Annotated in this window: 18 protein-coding genes; 5 read left to right on the top strand and 13 right to left on the bottom strand. The window is 39.7% G+C overall.

All coding sequences use genetic code 11. The features are described 5' to 3' along the window. Window positions 1-93: 93 nt before the first annotated feature. From ABF638_RS16065 to hemE, 4 genes are all read right to left on the bottom strand, one after another. A complete protein-coding gene (locus ABF638_RS16065; protein WP_435023790.1) occupies window positions 94-1,692 on the bottom strand; it encodes a B12-binding domain-containing radical SAM protein in 1,599 nt (532 codons plus the stop codon). Between the two features lie 155 nt (window positions 1,693-1,847). Continuing rightward, on the bottom strand, window positions 1,848-2,672 hold the full coding sequence (locus ABF638_RS16060) for an Rpn family recombination-promoting nuclease/putative transposase (protein ID WP_435023789.1): 825 nt from the start codon (window positions 2,670-2,672) through the stop codon (window positions 1,848-1,850). A gap of 3 nt (window positions 2,673-2,675) precedes the next feature. After that, a complete protein-coding gene (locus tag ABF638_RS16055) occupies window positions 2,676-3,641 on the bottom strand; it encodes an NAD-dependent epimerase/dehydratase family protein (RefSeq protein ID WP_435023787.1) in 966 nt (321 codons plus the stop codon). 189 nt (window positions 3,642-3,830) lie between these two features. Beyond that, a complete protein-coding gene (gene hemE, locus ABF638_RS16050) occupies window positions 3,831-4,892 on the bottom strand; it encodes a uroporphyrinogen decarboxylase (protein ID WP_435023786.1) in 1,062 nt (353 codons plus the stop codon). A gap of 594 nt (window positions 4,893-5,486) precedes the next feature. Between hemE and ABF638_RS16045 the strand changes: the two genes are divergently transcribed. Together ABF638_RS16045 and ABF638_RS16040 are read left to right on the top strand one after the other, a co-directional pair. Next, complete coding sequence (locus tag ABF638_RS16045; protein ID WP_435023784.1) at window positions 5,487-6,224, top strand: hypothetical protein; 738 nt, start codon at window positions 5,487-5,489, stop codon at window positions 6,222-6,224. Window positions 6,225-6,258: 34 nt separating this feature from the next. Continuing rightward, entirely contained in the window at window positions 6,259-6,882 is a 624-nt protein-coding gene (locus ABF638_RS16040) for a hypothetical protein (RefSeq protein WP_435023782.1), read from the top strand. Window positions 6,883-6,936: 54 nt separating this feature from the next. Here the strand turns inward: ABF638_RS16040 and ABF638_RS16035 are convergent, their stop codons facing one another. The 4 genes from ABF638_RS16035 to ABF638_RS16020 form a co-directional block, all read right to left on the bottom strand. Next, window positions 6,937-8,256 carry an ABC transporter substrate-binding protein gene (locus ABF638_RS16035; protein WP_435023780.1) on the bottom strand — a complete coding sequence of 440 codons (1,320 nt, stop codon included), beginning with the start codon at window positions 8,254-8,256 and terminating at the stop codon, window positions 6,937-6,939. A gap of 18 nt (window positions 8,257-8,274) precedes the next feature. Then, window positions 8,275-8,928, bottom strand: coding sequence for a glycosyltransferase family 2 protein (locus tag ABF638_RS16030; protein ID WP_435023778.1), 654 nt, complete (start codon window positions 8,926-8,928; stop codon window positions 8,275-8,277). Between the two features lie 129 nt (window positions 8,929-9,057). Further along, window positions 9,058-10,026: a glycosyltransferase gene (locus ABF638_RS16025; RefSeq protein ID WP_435023776.1), complete on the bottom strand. Its 969-nt coding sequence runs from the start codon at window positions 10,024-10,026 to the stop codon at window positions 9,058-9,060. A 36-nt stretch (window positions 10,027-10,062) separates the two neighbouring features. Then, on the bottom strand, window positions 10,063-11,169 hold the full coding sequence (locus ABF638_RS16020; protein ID WP_435023774.1) for a class I SAM-dependent methyltransferase: 1,107 nt from the start codon (window positions 11,167-11,169) through the stop codon (window positions 10,063-10,065). Between the two features lie 558 nt (window positions 11,170-11,727). Between ABF638_RS16020 and ABF638_RS16015 the strand changes: the two genes are divergently transcribed. Next, a complete protein-coding gene (locus ABF638_RS16015; RefSeq protein WP_435023772.1) occupies window positions 11,728-12,507 on the top strand; it encodes a class I SAM-dependent methyltransferase in 780 nt (259 codons plus the stop codon). A gap of 111 nt (window positions 12,508-12,618) precedes the next feature. Here the strand turns inward: ABF638_RS16015 and ABF638_RS16010 are convergent, their stop codons facing one another. Beyond that, window positions 12,619-13,524, bottom strand: a complete 906-nt coding sequence (locus tag ABF638_RS16010; RefSeq protein ID WP_435023771.1) for a S66 peptidase family protein — start codon at window positions 13,522-13,524, stop codon at window positions 12,619-12,621. 30 nt (window positions 13,525-13,554) lie between these two features. After that, on the bottom strand, window positions 13,555-15,024 hold the full coding sequence (gene dacB, locus ABF638_RS16005) for a D-alanyl-D-alanine carboxypeptidase/D-alanyl-D-alanine endopeptidase (RefSeq protein ID WP_435023769.1): 1,470 nt from the start codon (window positions 15,022-15,024) through the stop codon (window positions 13,555-13,557). A gap of 213 nt (window positions 15,025-15,237) precedes the next feature. Between dacB and ABF638_RS16000 the strand changes: the two genes are divergently transcribed. Further along, the gene (locus ABF638_RS16000) at window positions 15,238-15,843 is read left to right on the top strand and encodes a hypothetical protein (RefSeq protein ID WP_435023792.1); all 606 of its coding nucleotides are present in this window, start codon (window positions 15,238-15,240) and stop codon (window positions 15,841-15,843) included. Window positions 15,844-16,113: 270 nt separating this feature from the next. Here ABF638_RS16000 and ABF638_RS15995 read toward each other — a convergent pair whose 3' ends face one another. Continuing rightward, the gene (locus tag ABF638_RS15995) at window positions 16,114-16,575 is read right to left on the bottom strand and encodes a tellurite resistance TerB family protein (protein ID WP_420761815.1); all 462 of its coding nucleotides are present in this window, start codon (window positions 16,573-16,575) and stop codon (window positions 16,114-16,116) included. 565 nt (window positions 16,576-17,140) lie between these two features. On the opposite strand from ABF638_RS15995, the gene ABF638_RS15990 reads away from it, so the two are divergent. After that, complete coding sequence (locus tag ABF638_RS15990; protein WP_435023767.1) at window positions 17,141-17,698, top strand: hypothetical protein; 558 nt, start codon at window positions 17,141-17,143, stop codon at window positions 17,696-17,698. Here the strand turns inward: ABF638_RS15990 and ABF638_RS15985 are convergent. Both ABF638_RS15985 and ABF638_RS15980 read right to left on the bottom strand, forming a co-directional pair. Then, window positions 17,695-18,228 (bottom strand): hypothetical protein, encoded by a 534-nt coding sequence (locus tag ABF638_RS15985; RefSeq protein WP_435023766.1) that lies wholly within the window; start codon window positions 18,226-18,228, stop codon window positions 17,695-17,697. The genes ABF638_RS15990 and ABF638_RS15985 overlap by 4 nt on opposite strands. Before the next feature lie 334 nt (window positions 18,229-18,562). Then, on the bottom strand, window positions 18,563-19,186 hold the full coding sequence (locus ABF638_RS15980; protein ID WP_435023764.1) for an exopolysaccharide biosynthesis protein: 624 nt from the start codon (window positions 19,184-19,186) through the stop codon (window positions 18,563-18,565). Between the last annotated feature and the right edge of the window lie 123 nt (window positions 19,187-19,309).

Here is a 19,309-nt window from a genome sequence, read left to right as displayed (position 1 = left end):
CGCCGTCTCTACAAAAGACCGATTATTGTAGAGACGGCGATTCATCGCGTCTTTTGCCTTAACCGAACCGTATTGGGACTATTATCCATTACCTTAACTTACTGCTGCTTCAGCTTTTTCCTCAGCTTTCTCATTCACTAGCACATAAGGCTTTTCTACACCTTGTGCTAAATACTCAGCCAGCTGACTTTCAATTTCATCGCGGACAATTTGGCGATACTCTAGAAAATGCTCGTTGTGGGCACAAGCAGCGAGGTAATGCTCAAAAACTCCAGGATTCCGCTTGAGAATGCTAAACAAATGATGCCAGAATTTCCAGCGGGTTTCCCGTTTGATTCCTTGTCGCCAAATCACAATTAGCAACGCTTTCACAACTATCCACTCTGGCATTTTCGCTGGCGCTTTCCAACTTGGCAAACCCATCATCAAGAAACAGCGATAAGTGCGATCTAAGTACTGTACTGGGTCGTATAAAGTACAAAATGCCTCAATATATTCTCGTGCAAGTTCTTCCAGAGGACGGGTGGGCAGGAAGTTCATCAATGTTGTTTGGTTGATGTTGCCATCTTGATTTTCCCGTAATCGTCCTTCCTTTTTCAGGCGATGCCAAAGCGCAGTGTTAGGTAACGCTTGTAACATGGCAAAGGTAGTTGAAGGAATTGCTGCTTGTTCTGCAAAGCGGACAATGCGATCGCCTGCACCTGCTTTTTCGCCATCAAAGCCGATAATAAACCCAGCCATTGGGCGCAATCCCGCTTTGATGATGGTTTGCACTGCCTCAGTTAGAGAACTGCGAGTGTTTTGAAACTTTTTGGTCATTTGCAAACTATCTTCATCCGGCGTTTCGATTCCCAAAAACACCGCCGCGAAACCACACTCAACCATCAACTCCAACATTTCTGAGTCTTGTGCCAAGTCAATTGAAGCTTCAGTGTCAAATTTGAAGGGGTACTTGTGTTCTGCCATCCAGACTTTTAACTCTTTCAGCAACAATTTCACATTCCGCTTGTTGCCAATGAAGTTGTCATCCACCATGAACACACCCCGCCGCCAACCCAATTCGTAGAGGTAATCTAACTCTGCTAAAAGTTGTGCCGGGGTTTTGGTGCGAGGTTTGCGCCCGTAGAGAACAATAATGTCGCAAAATTCGCACTGGAAGGGACACCCACGCGAAAACTGCACCGACATCATGTCATAAGCATCCAATTCTAATAAATCAAAACGGGGTATTGGTGTATTTGTGACATCAGGTTTTTCTGTGGCGCGGAAAGTCCCAGATGTGTCTCCTCTTTTGATTGCCTCAATAAACATGGGTAGCGTGATTTCCCCTTCATCCAGAATCAGAAAATCTGCGCCAACATTTTCAACTTCATGAGGTACAGAGGTGGGGTATGGGCCGCCAACTGCGACTAGCTTGCCACGTTTTTTTGCTTCCTGAATTTGGTCAAGTAAATCTTGTTTCTGGACAATCATCGCGGAGAGAATTACTACATCTGCCCATGCCCATTCTTCTTCTGTTGCTGGGCGGATGTTGCGATCAACCAGCTTAAATTCCCATTCTTGGGGCAGAATCGCCGCCACTGTTACTAAACCTAGAGGTGGTAATAAAACCTTGCGATCGACTAACTCCAAGATTTTTTCATAAGACCAAAAGGTTTTGGGAAATATTGGATACATTAACAAGATTCGCATGTAGTATCAATCCTCACACTTTGATTGTTATCCCACTCTAACGAAAATAAAGAGTTATTGACTTTTTATTAAAGTTGTTTTATTTTGACATTGGTATTTTTACCTCAAATGGGATGGACTGGGGAGCAGAGAGCAGAGGGGAAAGAGGTAATTGTTCAATTACTTTCTTGCTGGTCTAGCCAAGTCACTAAATCAGATATTGATGAAATTCTGAGAATAGCTCTACCTAAAGCTTCTAGCTGTTCTTTGTTTAAAATTTTAACTCGCTCACTAGTTGACGAATCAACTTTTCCAAAGCGTTCATCAAGTAAAGACATACAGAATTTCAGGGCTTCTTTTTGTTCTCCCTTCTGCAAAATATCTTGATAAATAACTGATTCTTGCATAATATCCTCTCGTAAAAATTGCTGAATTAAATCTTTCTCAAACTTCAAACCTGCTAAAATCTCTGTATAAGCTGCAATATCCTGCCTAATTCTCCTATCCGAAATTTTAGCAACACTCTGGGCAACCTGCGATAATAACCCTTGTGGTGAGTCTGTTTGAGTTAATGGTGCTAAGGGTAATAATGCCGGATTATCGAGAAATAATGCCGAATCCTGTTCCCACATTCGGATAATTCGATAGCGATGGCTTGTAGTTTCACTGACGTATTCTTCAGTAAATGCGATTTCGTTATTTGTCTCTTGTAAGAAAATAACTACCTGCGTTACAGGAACTTTGTATTGACGCATCAATCTGACAAAATAATCCAACATCCGTAAAGAAATCGATGTTTTCGACCTTGTTGTTGTTTGAAATTCAAGGTGTAAAATGCGATTTTCTGTTTGCAGAAATGTAACAGAGTCAGCCCGAATTGGTTCAATACTTAATTCTGTTTTTAAAACTTTAATTTTTTGCGGTTCGACTGTTAGCAGCCAACGCGCAAAATCCGTAGGATAGGTTTCTGCTAATATTTTACAAACGTTGTCAAAAGCCACAGATTATAACCTATTTTTAGCCTTTTCAACACCACTATTTTTTAAAACATCGCTCATAGTTGCACAATAATTTGGCAAGCCGAAACTATCGGGATTGATGGATTTTTCATAAGTAAAATGCCGATAGTTCATGCAAAACCGATCCCAAGCGGCCATCCGAATACGGAACAGAACAATAATCAAATTAGCCAATGCTATAGATATGGGAATGCGAAAGTAAATCTTTTTGCCCAAATAAGCACAAACTTCTTTCACTGCTTGATTAGCAGTTAACTTTGCTTGACCTAAAACAAGCCGACGTGGTTGATCATTTTCGGGAGGATAATCGATTAAATATTGCACGACAGTGGCAATATCTCGTGCGTGAATAAAGTGAAAACTGCCATCTGCTTCCAAAAAGCGAATCACATTAATATATTTCGTCACTTCTGGAATGCCAGATGTGACAGCAGAATAGGGTTTATTCGCATCACCGCCCAATACTACAGTGGGAAATACTGTGGTAATTTTGGGTGCGATCGCTAATTTTTCTTTTTTCTCTAAGCACTCATATTTAGAACGGATGTAATCTGTCCCAATTTCTCCGGCTTCTTTTAATGGTTGATTATACCGATCCAAAACGCTAGCTGTGGAAAAATAAATCACCTGCTGGCAACGTTCTGGATCTAGCAGTTCGAGCAATTCTATTGTCTTAACGACATTAATATCAAATGTCTCATCACCACCCCAAGCTGTGGCTGTGAGTACCGCTGTATCAATTGTGGATAGCAAATCGGCAAACTGGTGAATATTTTGCATATCACCTTGTAAAACGTTGATACCTGAACGTACCTTGGTATCAATTTGCAGTTTGCTTGGGTTCCTAACTAGTAGATACAGTTCGTGATCTGTTTCTTTAATTAAGGCTTCTGTTAAATAATGACCTACACAACCACTTGCACCAGTCACTAAAATTCGTTTCTGGCTCATAGAAAATTTTTCAAAATTTAGGAGTTACAACTAAAGAGTTAAGAATAAAGTTAAAAGTTCCGAATCAGGAGTTATTAATAAAGTGAGGAGTTGGAAGTGAGGAGTTAAGAATAAAAGATAACTTTGCACCTCGCAACTGATAACTTTATAGTTTATAACTCCTGACTCATAACTCATAACTCATAAATCCTAATTCTTAACTCCTGCAAGATTAAGTTCCTTCGCCGTTTCAAAGAAGAAAGCGACATTTTCTTCGGGAGTTTCTGGTAATACACCATGACCAAGATTGAGAATATGACCCCAATTACCAGCTTTGCGAACGGTATCGAGAATGCGATCGCGGATAAACTGTTTAGAGCCGAATAGCACGCCTGGGTCAAGATTTCCTTGAACTTTCATTTGTTTACCCAATCTGGCTCGTGCGTCTGCCATATCCACAGCCCAGTCTACACTGACAATATCAGCGCCAGATTGTGCCATTCTTTCCAACACACCTGCACTACCGCTAACTAGCAAAATCAAAGGTGTATCGGGATGGGTTTGCTTGACTTGCTGGAAAACTCTCTGCTGATAGGGGAGAGCAAAGGTGTCATAATCTTGAGGACTCAATTGACCCGCCCAAGAGTCGAACATTTGGATAACTTGAGCACCAGAGTCAATCTGATAGCGGGCATAGATCGCGATCGCATCTGCTAATTTAGCTAACAGTTGATGCAATATCGTCGGATCTGAAAATGCCATGTTTTTGATGATGGAATAGGTTTTAGAACCTTTTCCTTCCACCGCATAAGCTGCTAACGTCCACGGCGCACCCACAAAGCCCAACACTGTTGACTTATCGCCTACTTCAGAACGTAGCGCTTGCAAAATTGTCTTGATAAATGGTAAAGCTGCTTCTGGTTCTAAGGGATGCAGAAGATCAATTTGTTCTTGAGTGCGGAGGGGTGAGTGAATGATTGGCCCCTTACCTTCGGCAATATCCATGTCAATGCCCAAACCAGGTAATGGGGTGACAATATCAGAAAATAAAATTACTCCATCTGGTTGGAAGGCTTTCCACGGTTGCAAGGAAACTTCAATTGCCACTTCTGGAATTTCCGAGCGATCGCGAAACGAAGGATACTTATCTCTTAGGTCTCGATATGCTTTCATATATCGTCCCGCTTGTCGCATCATCCATACAGGGGGACGATCTACTACTTCACCACGAGCAGCCCGTAAGAGATGAGGAGTCGTTGAATAAACACCCATTTATTATTTCATCCTACTTTATGCCACTGTTTAGCTTATCATTCTGGGATTACGTTTTTCCATTAGGTTATCAGGAAAAAGTGAGTGACTCCGCACAGTGGTTTGATTCGCTCTTTATCAATTTTGAGTAAGTTAGTAAATTAATAAAGCATTATTTGCAATCTTTCTTTACAAAATATCCTGTTCCAAATTGCATGGTTCTCAGCGAACACCTATAAACAGTAATTACCGCCAGAATGAAACGGAAATATTAAAGAGTTCGCAAAAAAGCTGTATTCAACCAAATTGTTTGTTGCGAAACATTAGATAACTAGTATTATGTCAAGAACTAATTGACGGATAAATTCCCTGTAGAGACGGCGATTTATCGCGTCTCTCTAACCGTCAAAATGAATTTATTTGACAGACTACTAGTACAACAAGGCAAAAATCAAAAAAAAGGGAGTGGTGAGTGGAAAATAGGGACTAGCGAGTGAGAAATAGGGTAAAACAAGAATCAATATTTAATTGAGGATTGGGCATTGGGCATTAGTTATTCTCCCCCTGCTCCCCTATCTCCCTGATATCCCTATTCCCTCACTCCCTTAACTTCCTATGCAAACTGACTCTAACAGTCCCGATCATCTTGCATCTGCTAATAATGAGCTTAATCCAGGAAAGTTTTTGATTCCGCGATCGCAGCGACAGAGCTTCTTTATTCAATTTACCTTAATGACCCTCATCGGATGGGTTGTGGGTGGCGTTGCCAGTATCGCCTTAGAGAAAATTATTCTTCAAAGTCTCTCATCTAGCGTTGCTATCCAACCACAAACCTGGAGCATTGTGGTCAGAAGTCTCAGTAACATTGTATTTGCCGTGATTTTTGCTTCTGACCAGAGCCTTGTTCTTTACCGATATTTACCAGGTATGCAGTGGCTATTTGCTACTACCGTTGGTTGGCTGATTGCCAATGGCGTTTCTACAGCCTGGATTAACTACATTTCAACGATTGCCTCATCATCTCCTGAAGATACTTTGATTTTAGGATTTTTGTCTGCGATCGCATATATCATCTCTGGAATTTGGCTAGGGATTTGCCAATGGCTGGTATTGAGGCGATATACAGCCAGTATTTGGTGGTGGAATTTTTTACCCTCAATCTCTTTTTTCTTGATTACTATTTTGGTTTGGTTGCTTTTCCTTATGCAAAATTTGATCCCAGAAACCTACCGAACTCCCATATTATATTGGAGTGGACAAGGGCTTACAGCTATAATTTTGGGAGCCATCCCAGCAATTGGTTTGTGTACATTGAAAAGAAATGTACATCGCAAAACTGAAGTTTCTCCCTGACTTTTGTCGATATATTCCATTAATTTTAATGTTTATGACTCGCCCGCGCATTCTCCAACCCGGTCAAAGTTATACATTTAGTAAGTATTTTGAATTACCATATACCCCAGCAGACATCTTGGCGGAACTGGGATGTAGTTACGAACGCGCATCGCTACAACTACCACAATATTCAGGCGTAATTGACTATTTAGAGTTTTTGCAGCGTTACTTACGGCGCAATATAATGCGCGTCAACCCTATCAGTGAGGCTGCAAAACGTGAAGTTTTAATTGCTCCTATTTTGTTGGAAATTTGCGACCAAACGCAAACTCAACTGAACATTGAATATCCCATTAATGTTAGCGAACAACTCAAAGGAAGTTTTGATTACTATATTTCATCTTCCAATTCACTGTTAGTAGTTGAAGCCAAGCAATCCGATTTAAGCCGGGGCTTTACTCAACTTGCAATTGAATTGATAGCACTGGACCAATGGACAGATTCTCAAACTCCAACTTTGTATGGTGCTGTAACAAATGGAGAAGATTGGCGATTTGGGATATTTTATCGCCAAGATAAACGAATCATGCAAGATATCAAACTTTATCGCGTTCCAGAAGGTTTGGAAGAATTAGTGCGAGTACTTGTGGGAATTCTTACGAATGCTACTAATTAATTATGTACTCAAGCCACTGCACCTCAGAGGATACCACGGGCTACCCAGTTTCATTTAATTGCTATCCCAAATAGTTTCTAAACGCTCTTGTGCTATTTTGAGTGCTTTTTCAGGAGACTCACCTAGCAATGTCGCCTCGATAGCTCGACCAAGACTGTCAGAAAGACGGCTATATCCAGCAATAATCGGTCGAGCGCCAGCCAGAGGAATTTGTTCCATAAACACTTTTAACCAAGGTTTTTGGTTGATGAATTGCTGATAAGCCTCACTTTGAGCAGCTTTAAGATTAACTGGTAAAAAACCGGTGCCGATACTCCATTCTTTTTGGAATTCTTCACTCAAAACATACGCTAAAAACTTGAGTGCGGCTTGTTCTCTGGCTGGTGTAGTCTTCATTACATACATATTTCCGCCACCTGTAACCGTAGCTTGACCAACATTTGCAGGTATAGGAAATGCGTCGTAATCAACTTTAGATTTAGTGATGTAAGTCCAAGGGCCCGTAATTTGCATAGCAACGCGACCCGCTATAAAAGCATCCTCTTCGTAACCCCGTTCTGGAGAAGAAAGCATTGCTGAACCATCTGTTAATAGCTGTTGCCAGAATTGTAAGGCTTTCAGCGCTCCAGGGTTCGTTAAATCCGGCTGCTTATTTTTTAATACTTCTCCCCCACCGCTCAATAAAAAAGGGAACCAGCTAAAAACAGTCCATTCTCCCTTTCCTAAAGGCAGTACAATTCCGTACTGTTCCGGTCGATTGTCGCCATTGCGGTCTATAGTCAGTTTTTTGGCAACTTCCCTCAATTCTTCCCAAGTCTTAGGTGTTTGCGTAATTCCCGCAGCTTTAAAAAGCTTAGGTCTGTAAAAAATGCCTATATTGCTTGTATACAATGGGGCTGACCAAAGATGACCGTCTAATTGCAATTCTTCAAGTAAGTTAGGGCTAATTTCTGACTTTATGGGCAATTTTTCCAACCAATCTTCTAAAGATATAATTGCCCTTAAATCTGCTAACTGACCTGTAATTTGTGGATAAAATGCCAGGATATCTGGAGGCGCATTACCCACAACCGCTGTTAATATTTTCGGCAATTGGGGTTGAGCTAAAAAGACAGATTCTACCTTTACATCAGGATGAGTCTGATTAAATTTGTCTACCAGTTTTTCAAACACATCCCGATTAGTAGGGGGATTGATTGCTTGCCAAAGAGTCAAATGAATTACTCCATCATCCTTCTGTCCTAGTCCCTGACAACCAGATAAAAATATAATAAACGAACTTAGGACAATCCCTAGAAGTAACATCTGCCAAATAGAAGCAATGACCCGGCGAGAATAATGGCTGATTTTGGATGGAAAAAGGATTATCTTCATGCCAGGTATTTAGTCAGATTAAGAAATATTCTCTAAAACACTTTTGGTAATACTAGTTTCTGCTCTTGTGTAAATATAAGTTTCGGGTTCGGTTACTTTTTCGGTTCTAAATATTTTAGCTGCCCGATACCAAAAGTCTGTATCCTCTCCATAAGCAATATTATTAAATCCTTTCACCTCAAAAAATACCTGTCTTTTCCCAAAAAATGTTGGCCCTAAAACACATTCTCGGAGATTAATTTTTTTACCTGGTTGAAAATAATCTGCAACCAAAATCTCTTCTTCTGTTGCGAATCCACCTTCAATCAAATCAACTTCTGGATTAGCTTTCATATATTCAATTCGCGCATCCAAGTGATTGACTTTGTAAGCATCATCACTATCCAGGAATGTTATATATTTGCCGAAAGATGCTTGAATACCAGCATTTTTAGCATACCATAGCTTCCTATTTTGATGTTTCAAATAGCGAATATTTTGAAATTGTTGAAGATAAGGATTGACAATTTCAAAAGTATTATCTTGGCTGCCGTCATCAACTATAATCAGTTCCCAATCTTTAAAAGTTTGAGCAATTACACTATCAATACAATTGTTTAGATATTTTGCTCGATTGTAGGTACAGAGGATAATTGATACTTCATAATTGAAATCAAAAACTACAGTTTCCATTGTTAAATCATCATCGTATTGTTAACCCAAAAAGCCCACTAACAAAAGAGGGATTTTTAATTATTGAGGAGTAAAGTATTAAGCTGTGTTGAACATAACAAACTTATTAGCAGGTTAAAAAATTACTCCTTAGCTGTGTAATTTTATAAATTCGTGCATAATATCATTATAATTATAAATTATCCGGCTAAAATCAAAGTTCTCTCGAACATATTCTAAAATTTCTTGGCGATAATATTGGTTTTTCTCAATCATCTCGCTAATTGTATCGGTAACAATTTGTTGAGCTTCTGGTGTGGTGTCAGTTAAAATATTATCTGGCAAAATTTTTATGAATTCTTTGTGATGTAAATTGGCGCTAGCAGATTCAGAAACAACAATACATAAGCCTGCTGCCATTGCTTCTAATACGACGAGTGGTGCTACTTCTCCTTCACTAATTAAAACTAAACAGCTATAATCTGTGAGCCGAGAATAAACTTGTTCTAAACTCCATACACCTAAATGTTTTGTCGTTTTTCCTTCAACAAAATCAGGATCATCTAGAGGACCAACAAAATCTATTCCAATCTTTCCATCTATGATTTTTGCCAGTAATTTCTGCTGTTTTCTTGGTTGAATCCAACCTAAACAAATAGCTTTATTATTCCCTTTATCTTGAAAACTTACTTTCTGAGTATCAATACCGTTCACTTGCACTGATATGTATCCAGAATAGCCTGCTTTCAGTAAAAAATCTTTTGTTAAATGAGAAAGAGCAATTATCCCAGGTGCATTGAAATAATGTTGATATGCTTCTCTAAATTCTTCATTCCATTTATCTGTTTTAAACAAATAACCATCATGGCAGGTAAAACAATACTTCTGTTTAAGGTTCCGATTAAATTCGCTCACAAAACTGTAGGCGTGTAAATGCACAAAATCATAATTATTATTATTAATATATTCTATGACTTCGTTAACATCTTTCTCGTTTATGATATCGGCTTGATGTCCAATTTTTTCTAAAAAGTTTTTGTATTCATTTATCACAGTTAAAACAGAATGTGATAGGGGAGGTTTAGGAATATAACCCCAAGCAACAAGAGCAATTTTCATAAATAAATAATTTAATTTCTCCTCACACTTTTAAATTTACTTTTCAGCCCAAATACAAGTTGCAACGGGATAATCTGGATGATAAGCATCTAGTTCTTCAGATGTTAGTTCTTCTACGGCTATTCCGTGGTAACTAGCTATGACAGTGGTAGGATTGCCATAGACATACAACTTCTGTTGTGAAAAGTTTCTAAACATCCAGGCGAAAGCATCAGGTAAAGGACGCCAATAATCAACAGGAGTAGCATGAACTCTAATCGCACTTGGCACCATTGCAAAACATTTACCACCAGGTTTTAGCCAAGTGTAAATGTTTTCCACTACCACCCAGGGAGCATAACAGTGTTCTAAGACGTTAAAAATTATCACTGAATCAAGAGATTCTGGTTTGATAACGGATACATCGTGAGCATCCCCAACTATATCTACTCCTGGGCCTGCTTCTAAGTTGAGAATCTGATATGATGCGCCTGGATTAATTTTATAAAAATCTTTATCTTTTGGTGTTCCTCCTATTTCTAAGATATTACCCCCGATTTGGGTTTGAATTTCTTCAAGAAATTTGCTGAGATAGTATCTATCGACAGGTTTTCCTCTTGTCAACCCAAAAGCTTGACAAATGGGAACTGCTTTTTTCAAATCACCCCAATCTATTGAACCTGTCGCAGGAGATAGGAAACCAAGGTTTTCTAAGTGTTCTACTAATTTACGAAAGTCTTCTATATTTTCAATAGATTCTAGGTCATCTTCTAATTTATATTTAGAAAATAATTGTGGCAGGACTTGGTAAGTTTCTCTACTTAATGAACCAAGTTCAAATTGCATTTCCTTTTCGATAAAACTCCGAAAGCCTTTACCAAAAATTGTCAGGCTGCCATCTGCTAAAAAAACGATCGCATCTTGAAGAAGTTGTTCATATTCTTCTAATTCCTGAATTACCTTATCTGCTGTGGAAGCGTATTTAACTTTTTGAAAGATTTGGTAAGCATTCTCTAGTGAATGTTCGTGAACGAATATTTCTAGGATTGTCAGCCACGATTTGGATGTAACAATTTCTGCTGTTCGCTGACTCCAAGCAAAAATTGCATATAACTGTGAATCTTCAATTTTTAAGAATACGTTAGGTACATATTGTTTGGGCATACAAGTAAATCACTCAAAAAATTTTCATAAGGAGGATGACTTAGGCATTATAAGCTATTTTGGAATCTATCTATACTGACAGTTCATAGATTATACAAAGAAGATTTTCTGTTTCTCTACACTAAATCTAGTACAGCTTGGTGGGGTAGATTCACATTTAGTAAAAGCCCTGCGTTGCTTGCCGCCATAGGCATCGCCTTACTTTCTCCCGCGCCTAGATGTCTCTAATTACCGCAGTGCAGCATTAGAGGATGTTTGAAAAGTTTCTCTCTGTAACTTTAGGCACTTTTGATCCCCCCTAACCCCCCTTAAAAAGGGGGGAACTGGAGTCAAAGTCCCCCTTTTTAAGGGGGATTTAGGGGGATCTAAAACTTTTGATACCGACAAAAGGACTTTTCAAACAACCTCTTAGAGGCGATTACCTTTTGCTGACATTGGACTTGATCTCAGTATTAACTATTGAACCATAGTGTGTTACTGTTAATCCTGCAATTACGTAATTTAATTGGTAAAGCTAACAAAACTAGTACATAATGAATCTTTGGAGAAAAAGAAATAATGACAAAAACTAATGAAGTTGTTCCAAATATCTCATTGTCTAGTTGGGACTATATTTCACCCGATTTTGAGGTAGTTCATCCTGATTCATCTTTCCCCAATATGATTATTGGAGACCTCAATAATTGCTATTGGTCTTATTTACGTCGAGAGATTCCCCATAACTGGTATGTGGATAAAGATGAGCCATTTATAGGGTTCCTGAATCGAGATGAGACGCATATTTTATATAACACAGCACTCAAATTTGCTGGAAAAAAAGCTTTAGAAATTGGTTGTTTGCGGGGTTGGTCTGCGTGTCATCTGGCATTAGGCGGAGTGGAATTAGATGTAATTGATCCGGCTTTAGCCAGAGAAGATGTTTATGAAAATGTAAGTACTTCTTTACGACTTGCTGGTGTTATCGACTCAGTTAATTTAGTAGCCGGTTATAGTCCACAAAAGGTAGAGGAGTTAGCTAAACAATTACAACGCAAGTGGTCATTGATTTTCATTGATGGCGACCATGAAGCACAGGCTCCACTCAATGATACGATTGTTTGTGAACCATTGGCAGAGGATGATGCTTTAATTTTGTTCCATGATTTAACTTCCCCTGATGTAGCACAAGGTTTAGACTACTTAAAGGAAAAAGGTTGGAACACAATCATTTACCAAACTATGCAAATTATGGGCGCTGCTTGGCGCGGAAATGCTGAACCAGTAAAACATCAACCAGATCCGAAAGTTAATTGGAAGCTACCAAAGCATTTAGAAGATTATTCTGTGAGTGGATTATGACTGTTTAACTAGTAGTCTGTCAAATTCATTTTGACGGTTAGAGAGACGCGATAAACGGTTAGAGAGACGCGATAAATCGCCGTCTCTACAAGGAATTTATCCATCAATTATTTAATCATGTGGATGCGCGATCGCTAATATTCCCGCATCCCCATCTAAAGTTACCTCTACACCCACTGGTAATGCTGCGTTCGGACTATCGTGGCCAAAAGGCAAATCAGAGACAATCGGAATACCCAAATCACCCAAGCGATCGCGCAATACTTCTTCTACACTAAAACTAGGCACTGTTGGCGGCGCTTCACAGCGAGTAAAACCCCCCAAAGCAATACCGCAGACTTTAGACAAAGCACCACTCAAACGCCACTGCGTCAGCATCCTGTCAATGCGATAAGGTGCTTCTGTAACATCCTCGAAGGCCAGAATTACACCATCCAGATGTGGCAAGATTGGTGTACCTAAAAGGTGAGTAGCCACAGTGAGATTACCTGGTAATAAAGTACCATTAACCACACCACCACCCCAACCGCAACCTTTCAGAGGGGTGAAAGAACTACCTTCTACCCAATCTAATAATCGCTGAATTGACCAATCTGGCTCATCTACCAAGGTCGTCAGCACGGGGCCGTGAACGCCTGAAATTCCTGCTGTATAAAGGCTCCATAATAAAGCTGTGATATCAGAAAAGCCTATAAGCCACTTGGGAAGCGCTGAGTTTGGCCAATTCCAATCTTCTAAGATACGGGTGCTGCCAAAACCGCCTCTGGCACAAAGGATACCACGACAATCAGGATCTTGCCATGCTGCCGCTAATTGCTGACGACGGTTTTCGTCTGTCCCAGCTAGATAACCCCACTTATCATCTATCTTGGGGATGATTTCTAGTTTATAGCCTCGCGATCGCCAAATTTCTATACTCCGTTCAAATGCCTCAAATTCTCGCAAAGCACCACTAGGGGCAATTACTCGCAGTAAGTCTCCAGGTTTCAGGGGCGGTGGTAGGATTTTAGCTGGCATGAAAAAAGTTAGGAGTGGTAAAGCATAATATTAACAACGTTGCAACTGCGTTAACAACACAACAACTTCATCTATTGCCTGTCGCACAACACTTGCAGGTTGCTCTGATTGATTCACAATAATACTGAAAACTAGCGGTTCATACTTCGGCGCATTCATATATCCAGATAGAGAAATTGCACCCGTTAACGTACCTGTTTTTGCTTGCACAATGCCCTCAGCAGATGTACCTTGAAAGCGGCCCTTCAAAGTTCCACTTTTACCCGCCACTGGTAAAGAGGCACGATATAAATATGCTGTTGGTGTTCTTGCTATTCCCCGCAAAGTTTGTACAAAAGCTTCTGGTGTCACTAAGTTACGACGCGATAAACCCGAACCATCCACTAAAATGTAATTTGCTGGATCAACTCCCAATTGAGTTAAACTCGCTTTGACAACTTCTAAACCTACATCAGCGCTAGTTTGATTTTTCACTCTGGGTTTTTTCACAGATAATGCTCTCAGCAGCGCCTCAGCATAAAGATTATTACTATTTAGATTTGTCTCTGCTAATAACTCAGCTAAAGGTGGCGACTCTACAAATGCTATTTCTTCTTGATTAACACCACCATTTAGTACTAATGTTTGTCCCAAGGTAATTTTTTCTGTTGCCAAAGCAGTACGGAACCGTCGTAAGAAGTAATAATTAGGATCAACTACAGGTAAATCTATTAAAGACGGTTCTGAATTTGTTGTTAGTTGTCCTTGAATTCGTAATATTGTTCCTGATAATTCGCGGGTAACATTGATGTAGCTTGGTTGATTTTGGGCAACGGTTACTGACTGATTAATTATCCGCCACTGTCTCGCTTCGCCAGCGTCAGTCCATACCACTTGTAAAGATTTACCTACAGCCTGCGGTATAAGTTTTAAGCTAAAAATATTTTGATTCAGAATAAAGCTGTTAACTGGTGCGCCATAGTCTGACTGCACATCTTCCCATTGCCAGGTGGGGTTAACAATATCACCTTGAATATAACTATCATCAGCTATCAATTGCTGAATTTGAGTAATACCTTTCTGTTTTAGCTGCTGTGCCAATTTTTGCAGTTCAGCATCACTTAAACTTGGATCTCCCCTACCGACAACACGTAAAACACCATTGCCATTCTGATAAACAGAGGTGCGAATCCGAAAATTAGCACCCAATTGCTGCAATGCTGCTGCTGTTGTCAGCAATTTGAGGTTAGACGCGGGAGTAAAATATTTCTGAGCATCTCGACTGTAAAGAGTTTGCCCGGTTGACAGGGGTTGTACCAAAATTCCCCAGCGCACCCGACTGAATAAGGGGCGATTGATTACAGCATCTATAGCTTTTCCCAGTTGGGTAGAGCAAATTGATTTTGTGGTAATTGTTGGTGCAACTGGAGTTTGTGCTTTCGCAATAGAACTAAATCCTATCTGGCTAGTCAAAAATATTAATAAAACACCTAGTGGTTGATTTAAAGTCTTAAGTCTCACCAATTTTCCTTATCCCAAAGATAGATATTTTGACTTTGCCAAAGACTTCTTTCCGGAGAGAGAAGTAATTGCTCAGTAAAGTTACTTAACTAGTATAGGGAAGATGTTCACATGTTTCATACGTGGGCGATGGCACAAACATAATTTATGGGACTACGAAATAGAAACCTAAATCAACCTGCATATACAGAAATACGAAATCGAGGCAACGGTGTGAGTACATTTTTATCTGGTGTAGCTGTATTACTCTCTACTTTGGCTTTAGGATGTAGCGGCTATGTAGCTTATGAAGTTTTTACGTTGCGGCAGACACTAAATGCTACTAATACAGTCAGTAGTACCATTCCCACTCAAGTGCCAAGTCCTACAGCTACAGCTACAACTTCTCCACAAGCAACAGTCTCACCATCCCCAGCTAGTGCTACAACTTCAGCAATTAGCCCTGGTCAATTTGTGCAGCCTGCTTTTGGCAAAAAGGCAGAAGTTGAATTACTTTCAGCAAAACGAATTAAAGATCCAGAAACTGGAAACCGTGATGTGGTAAATCTGCAAATGCGAATTCGTCGCCTTGCCACAGACGGAGTTGTTGGTGGTGATATTATATCGGTTGCTAGTACAACAGCCCGCAATCCTGAGACTAGCGTAACTTACAAAGGAGTTGCTCTTAATCGCTCAACAGGTAGCGTTTCTTTGTTCCAAGTACGCCCACAAGCCTCCGCAGATGCTTATATCTGGTTAAGAGTTCCCGATGGTATCAATAATTTGGACATTTTTGTGCCAGATACAGCTGCATTTAAAAATGTACCAATTTCTAATTAGTCCTCTATCGGACAATACGGTTCAGAAGACGCGATAAATCGAGACGCGGTAAATTCAGACGCGATTTATCGCGTCTCTACAATAAGGGTTTTTTTGCTCATTCTGAACTGTATTGCTCTATCAGATTAATTTTGATAATGTGCAAGATTCCCAACTTCTTCATGAAGTCGGGAATCTGAACAACTTAACTCAAACAAAATTATTTCATCCTCTAAATTAGCAACCCCAAATTAATGATGGTAGATGACTGAGGTTGCAATTCAATAAAGATTACTCCTCTTCCTCTTCTTCGTCTTCTCCGAACACTGCGTCTATAAGTTCTTGTGCGCGTTCGTCTGAAATTTTTAAGGCTTCCTGAAGCTCAGAGATATAATCTTGTTCTGCTTCGGGTACTTCTTCGTCAATTCCCACAACTAAGATAGCTGTGATGTATGCAGCTTCACGATAACCTCTATTGGGTAAGGATTCGATGGATTGGGCGATTAAATCTTCTGGTTCTTCTTCTTCAATCAAGCTGACGACTTTTTCGGTCAATTCTTCAAAGTCTTCTTCAGAGTAATCTTCAAATAAGTCAACCCGACCGAGAAATTCACTTAAAGCATATTCTTCTGTGGAAGAAATACCTTCACCATCAGCTGCTGCGGAAAATAACCCAAGGATTGCGATCGCAACTTCTGGTTCTAGAGCAACTGAACTAACACTACGGCCTTTGGGCAACTTGCGTTTAGACATAATTATCCTCTAAAAGTTACGTGATATTTCAGGAAGTCATATTTTGCGGTTTATTATGCTTCCTCGATTTATGATTCCCAAAATAATGCGGAAATATACATTGGAATGGATCTTTTTTTCATAAAAAATACGCAGAGAATATCTTCACCTGCGTATAAAAACGGTTAAGTCGCTTTTAGCGATCGAGGTTTTTAGTACTTGTGTACGCTACGTAGCTTAAAGGTATACGGTATCTTGGTAATGAAGCCAAAGCCTGGATTTACCACCCTTTTTAAGGGGTTAGGGGAATCTAAAAGTGCCTAAAGTCACAGCGAAGCACTTTTCAAACAACCTCTCAATGAAGTACTCAAAAAATGATCTGATAAAGATTCATTTTTGAAAAAATAGACCTATTGTATAAATAAAAATTCAGCAGACTGAAATGGTTGACATGTATAGTTTTGAGAGAGTATAAAATAGCACTTAATGCTGCATTTCAGCGAATCGCTTCTTCTATTAAATGCGTAATTTAATACTCAAACTGGGTATTACAAATAAGTACTTTAGATGGAATAGGTTTTTAAAGATGATTTTAAGTTTCAGAAATATCAGTGTTGTGTGCGCCGTATTTTTATCAGTCAGCGTTAGCAGCTTTCACAAGTCAGCCATAGCTACTATCAACAACCAGTCACAACTGATAGCACAGCAGAGTAAAACCCAATTACACCCAGTTTTTAAATCTATTCTGCCTAAATTAAAGCAAAAGACTCAGATTAAGATTTTATTGCCAAAGTTTATTCCTGAGTCGGATGGGGAAAATCCAATTTACGCAATTATAGAAGCTGCTACGCCAAAGAAGTACGATATTTTACTGGGTTTCAGTCCTGACTGTACGGGTGGAACTGCCTGTCGTTTGGGTGTGCTTTCTGCTGAAACAGTAACGCGCAAAACACCGCGCCTGAATGGTAAACGTGTATCCTTAGCTAAGGGTATTACTGGCTATTTTGTGGATTTTACTTGTGGTGCTAATTGTTCAGATGCTACCTTGACTTGGAGACAGCAGGGTGTGCAATATGTTGTTGGATTGAAAGCAGGCGATCGCACTTCTTTAGTAAAAATGGCTAATTCTGCCATTAATCCCTAGCTAACATCAGAGTTTGATTGTACTTCCCAGCGAAACAGCCGTGGCAATTGAGATACATCTATGGCGTAGTTAACAATCCACAGTACCAATTCAAAAACCAATAAATATCGTACCCACTGCAACTCGCTTGTAGAATCCAAAAGTGTCAAACCCTCATATAACTGCCAGAAGCGGTAAGGCAAGTATATATAAGGAACCATCACCCACACTACATTTTGCAACTGCCTGAGCGTTACTCTTTCAGAGATGATTTGCAGCCCTAGTACGATAAAATACCAACCAAGCACAGTTAACACACTGCGATCGCCCCACAATACACCCCACAATAGCATGACTACTAGTGGCAGCAATCCTCCTAGCAGTTGGACTGAGCCAAACCAGATTTTATACCAACCGGGAAATGGTAAAGGTAGAGTATAAGGCTTGGTGTTTTTCCATCCCCAGTTCACAACCACAATAAAAAGTGTGGCAATTACGAAAAAGACGAGATTTTCTAGGAGCAGATAGAGGTTGATGTTTATGGAAGTCATGAGGGTATATAGGAATCCGGTTTGATTTCTCAAATCACTTGCGTAGGTAGGCAATAGGCAATAGGCAATAGGCAATAGGCAATAGGCAATAGGCAATAGGATTTCAGAAGATTAAGGTGTACCGAATTTTTTTCAGAAATCAAATATGAGTCCTATATATAGCAATCCTATTTGAGTTAATGAAAATTATCATAGACGCGCAGCGTCTTGTCGGATGCTACCTCCAAACCTCCCAGAGGAGAAACAGAAAAGTTCAAAAATCAAAAAATCATTTAGGACTACTGTTATCTAAATATCTAAATTCCTGCCTCCTGCCTCCTGCCTCCTGCCTTCTTCAACGACCTAACCAAGTCTTGATGATGTCAAGAAGACTGGAACCACCCCAAACCAGTGCCACTAATATGGAAGTAGTTAAAACTGCCCCTAGCACACACATCACTAAACCACCCAGGCTAATAGCACCATCATCTTCCGATAAGCCAAAGCTAGTTACAAAAATTCCCATTGCTGGCAGGGTATTAGTTCCTGGAATGGGAATCATCATGGAAATTGCCATCAAGGCGATCGCTACACCAATGGTCACTCTACCTGGTAAAGTAGTACAGATATAGCTCAAACGAGGACGAGCGATCGCTTCAATTCTTTTTAACCAAGGAATCCCTGCCTTTAAAAACCCCTGAACTGTTGTAAGTTGTATAGGATGATTCATCATCCGCTTGGGTAGCCAAGGGATTTTGGCACCGGCAATTAGCTGTACCGCTAATAGAAAAATTAGGATGCCGAAAGGAGTTGAGTATCCCGGTGCTGGAACTGGCAAAGCGGAAGGTAAAGACAAAATAACTAGCAAAAATCCAAAAATTCTTTCTTTTGCTAACAGTAAAATCTCTGCCAAAGTTACTTTTGAGGGTCGTTCTTCCTCAAAAAAATAGCGTTGTAATTCGTTAGACAGTTTAGCCATAGATTACCAATATTCCGCAAAATTAAGTAAATAAATATACCAATCAAAAAGCCAGAGTCAGCAAAGACAATTGCTCATACCCCAAAATAGCCAAGTGATTGCATTAGTTCTGGTAAATCCAGA

It is taken from the genome of Nostoc sp. CALU 1950, assembly GCF_051172895.1.
GTDB classification, from domain to species: Bacteria; Cyanobacteriota; Cyanobacteriia; order Cyanobacteriales; family Nostocaceae; genus Nostoc; species Nostoc edaphicum_A.
The sequence above is the reverse complement of the archived record's forward strand: the minus strand, read 5'-3'. Positions and strand labels throughout refer to the sequence as shown.

Excerpts from the sequence above, each read along its gene's own strand:
- ABF638_RS16040 (WP_435023782.1), top strand. The coding sequence starts at position 6,259 with ATGACTCGCCCGCGCATTCTCCAACCCGGTCAAAGTTATACATTTAGT.
- ABF638_RS16065 (WP_435023790.1), bottom strand. The coding sequence starts at position 1,692 with ATGCGAATCTTGTTAATGTATCCAATATTTCCCAAAACCTTTTGGTCT.
- ABF638_RS16030 (WP_435023778.1), bottom strand. The coding sequence starts at position 8,928 with ATGGAAACTGTAGTTTTTGATTTCAATTATGAAGTATCAATTATCCTC.
- ABF638_RS16015 (WP_435023772.1), top strand. The coding sequence starts at position 11,728 with ATGACAAAAACTAATGAAGTTGTTCCAAATATCTCATTGTCTAGTTGG.
- ABF638_RS15980 (WP_435023764.1), bottom strand. The coding sequence starts at position 19,186 with ATGGCTAAACTGTCTAACGAATTACAACGCTATTTTTTTGAGGAAGAA.
- ABF638_RS16020 (WP_435023774.1), bottom strand. The coding sequence starts at position 11,169 with ATGCCCAAACAATATGTACCTAACGTATTCTTAAAAATTGAAGATTCA.
- hemE (WP_435023786.1), bottom strand. The coding sequence starts at position 4,892 with ATGGGTGTTTATTCAACGACTCCTCATCTCTTACGGGCTGCTCGTGGT.
- ABF638_RS15995 (WP_420761815.1), bottom strand. The coding sequence starts at position 16,575 with ATGTCTAAACGCAAGTTGCCCAAAGGCCGTAGTGTTAGTTCAGTTGCT.
- ABF638_RS16025 (WP_435023776.1), bottom strand. The coding sequence starts at position 10,026 with ATGAAAATTGCTCTTGTTGCTTGGGGTTATATTCCTAAACCTCCCCTA.
- ABF638_RS16045 (WP_435023784.1), top strand. The coding sequence starts at position 5,487 with ATGCAAACTGACTCTAACAGTCCCGATCATCTTGCATCTGCTAATAAT.
- ABF638_RS15990 (WP_435023767.1), top strand. The coding sequence starts at position 17,141 with ATGATTTTAAGTTTCAGAAATATCAGTGTTGTGTGCGCCGTATTTTTA.
- ABF638_RS15985 (WP_435023766.1), bottom strand. The coding sequence starts at position 18,228 with ATGACTTCCATAAACATCAACCTCTATCTGCTCCTAGAAAATCTCGTC.
- ABF638_RS16010 (WP_435023771.1), bottom strand. The coding sequence starts at position 13,524 with ATGCCAGCTAAAATCCTACCACCGCCCCTGAAACCTGGAGACTTACTG.
- ABF638_RS16055 (WP_435023787.1), bottom strand. The coding sequence starts at position 3,641 with ATGAGCCAGAAACGAATTTTAGTGACTGGTGCAAGTGGTTGTGTAGGT.
- ABF638_RS16035 (WP_435023780.1), bottom strand. The coding sequence starts at position 8,256 with ATGAAGATAATCCTTTTTCCATCCAAAATCAGCCATTATTCTCGCCGG.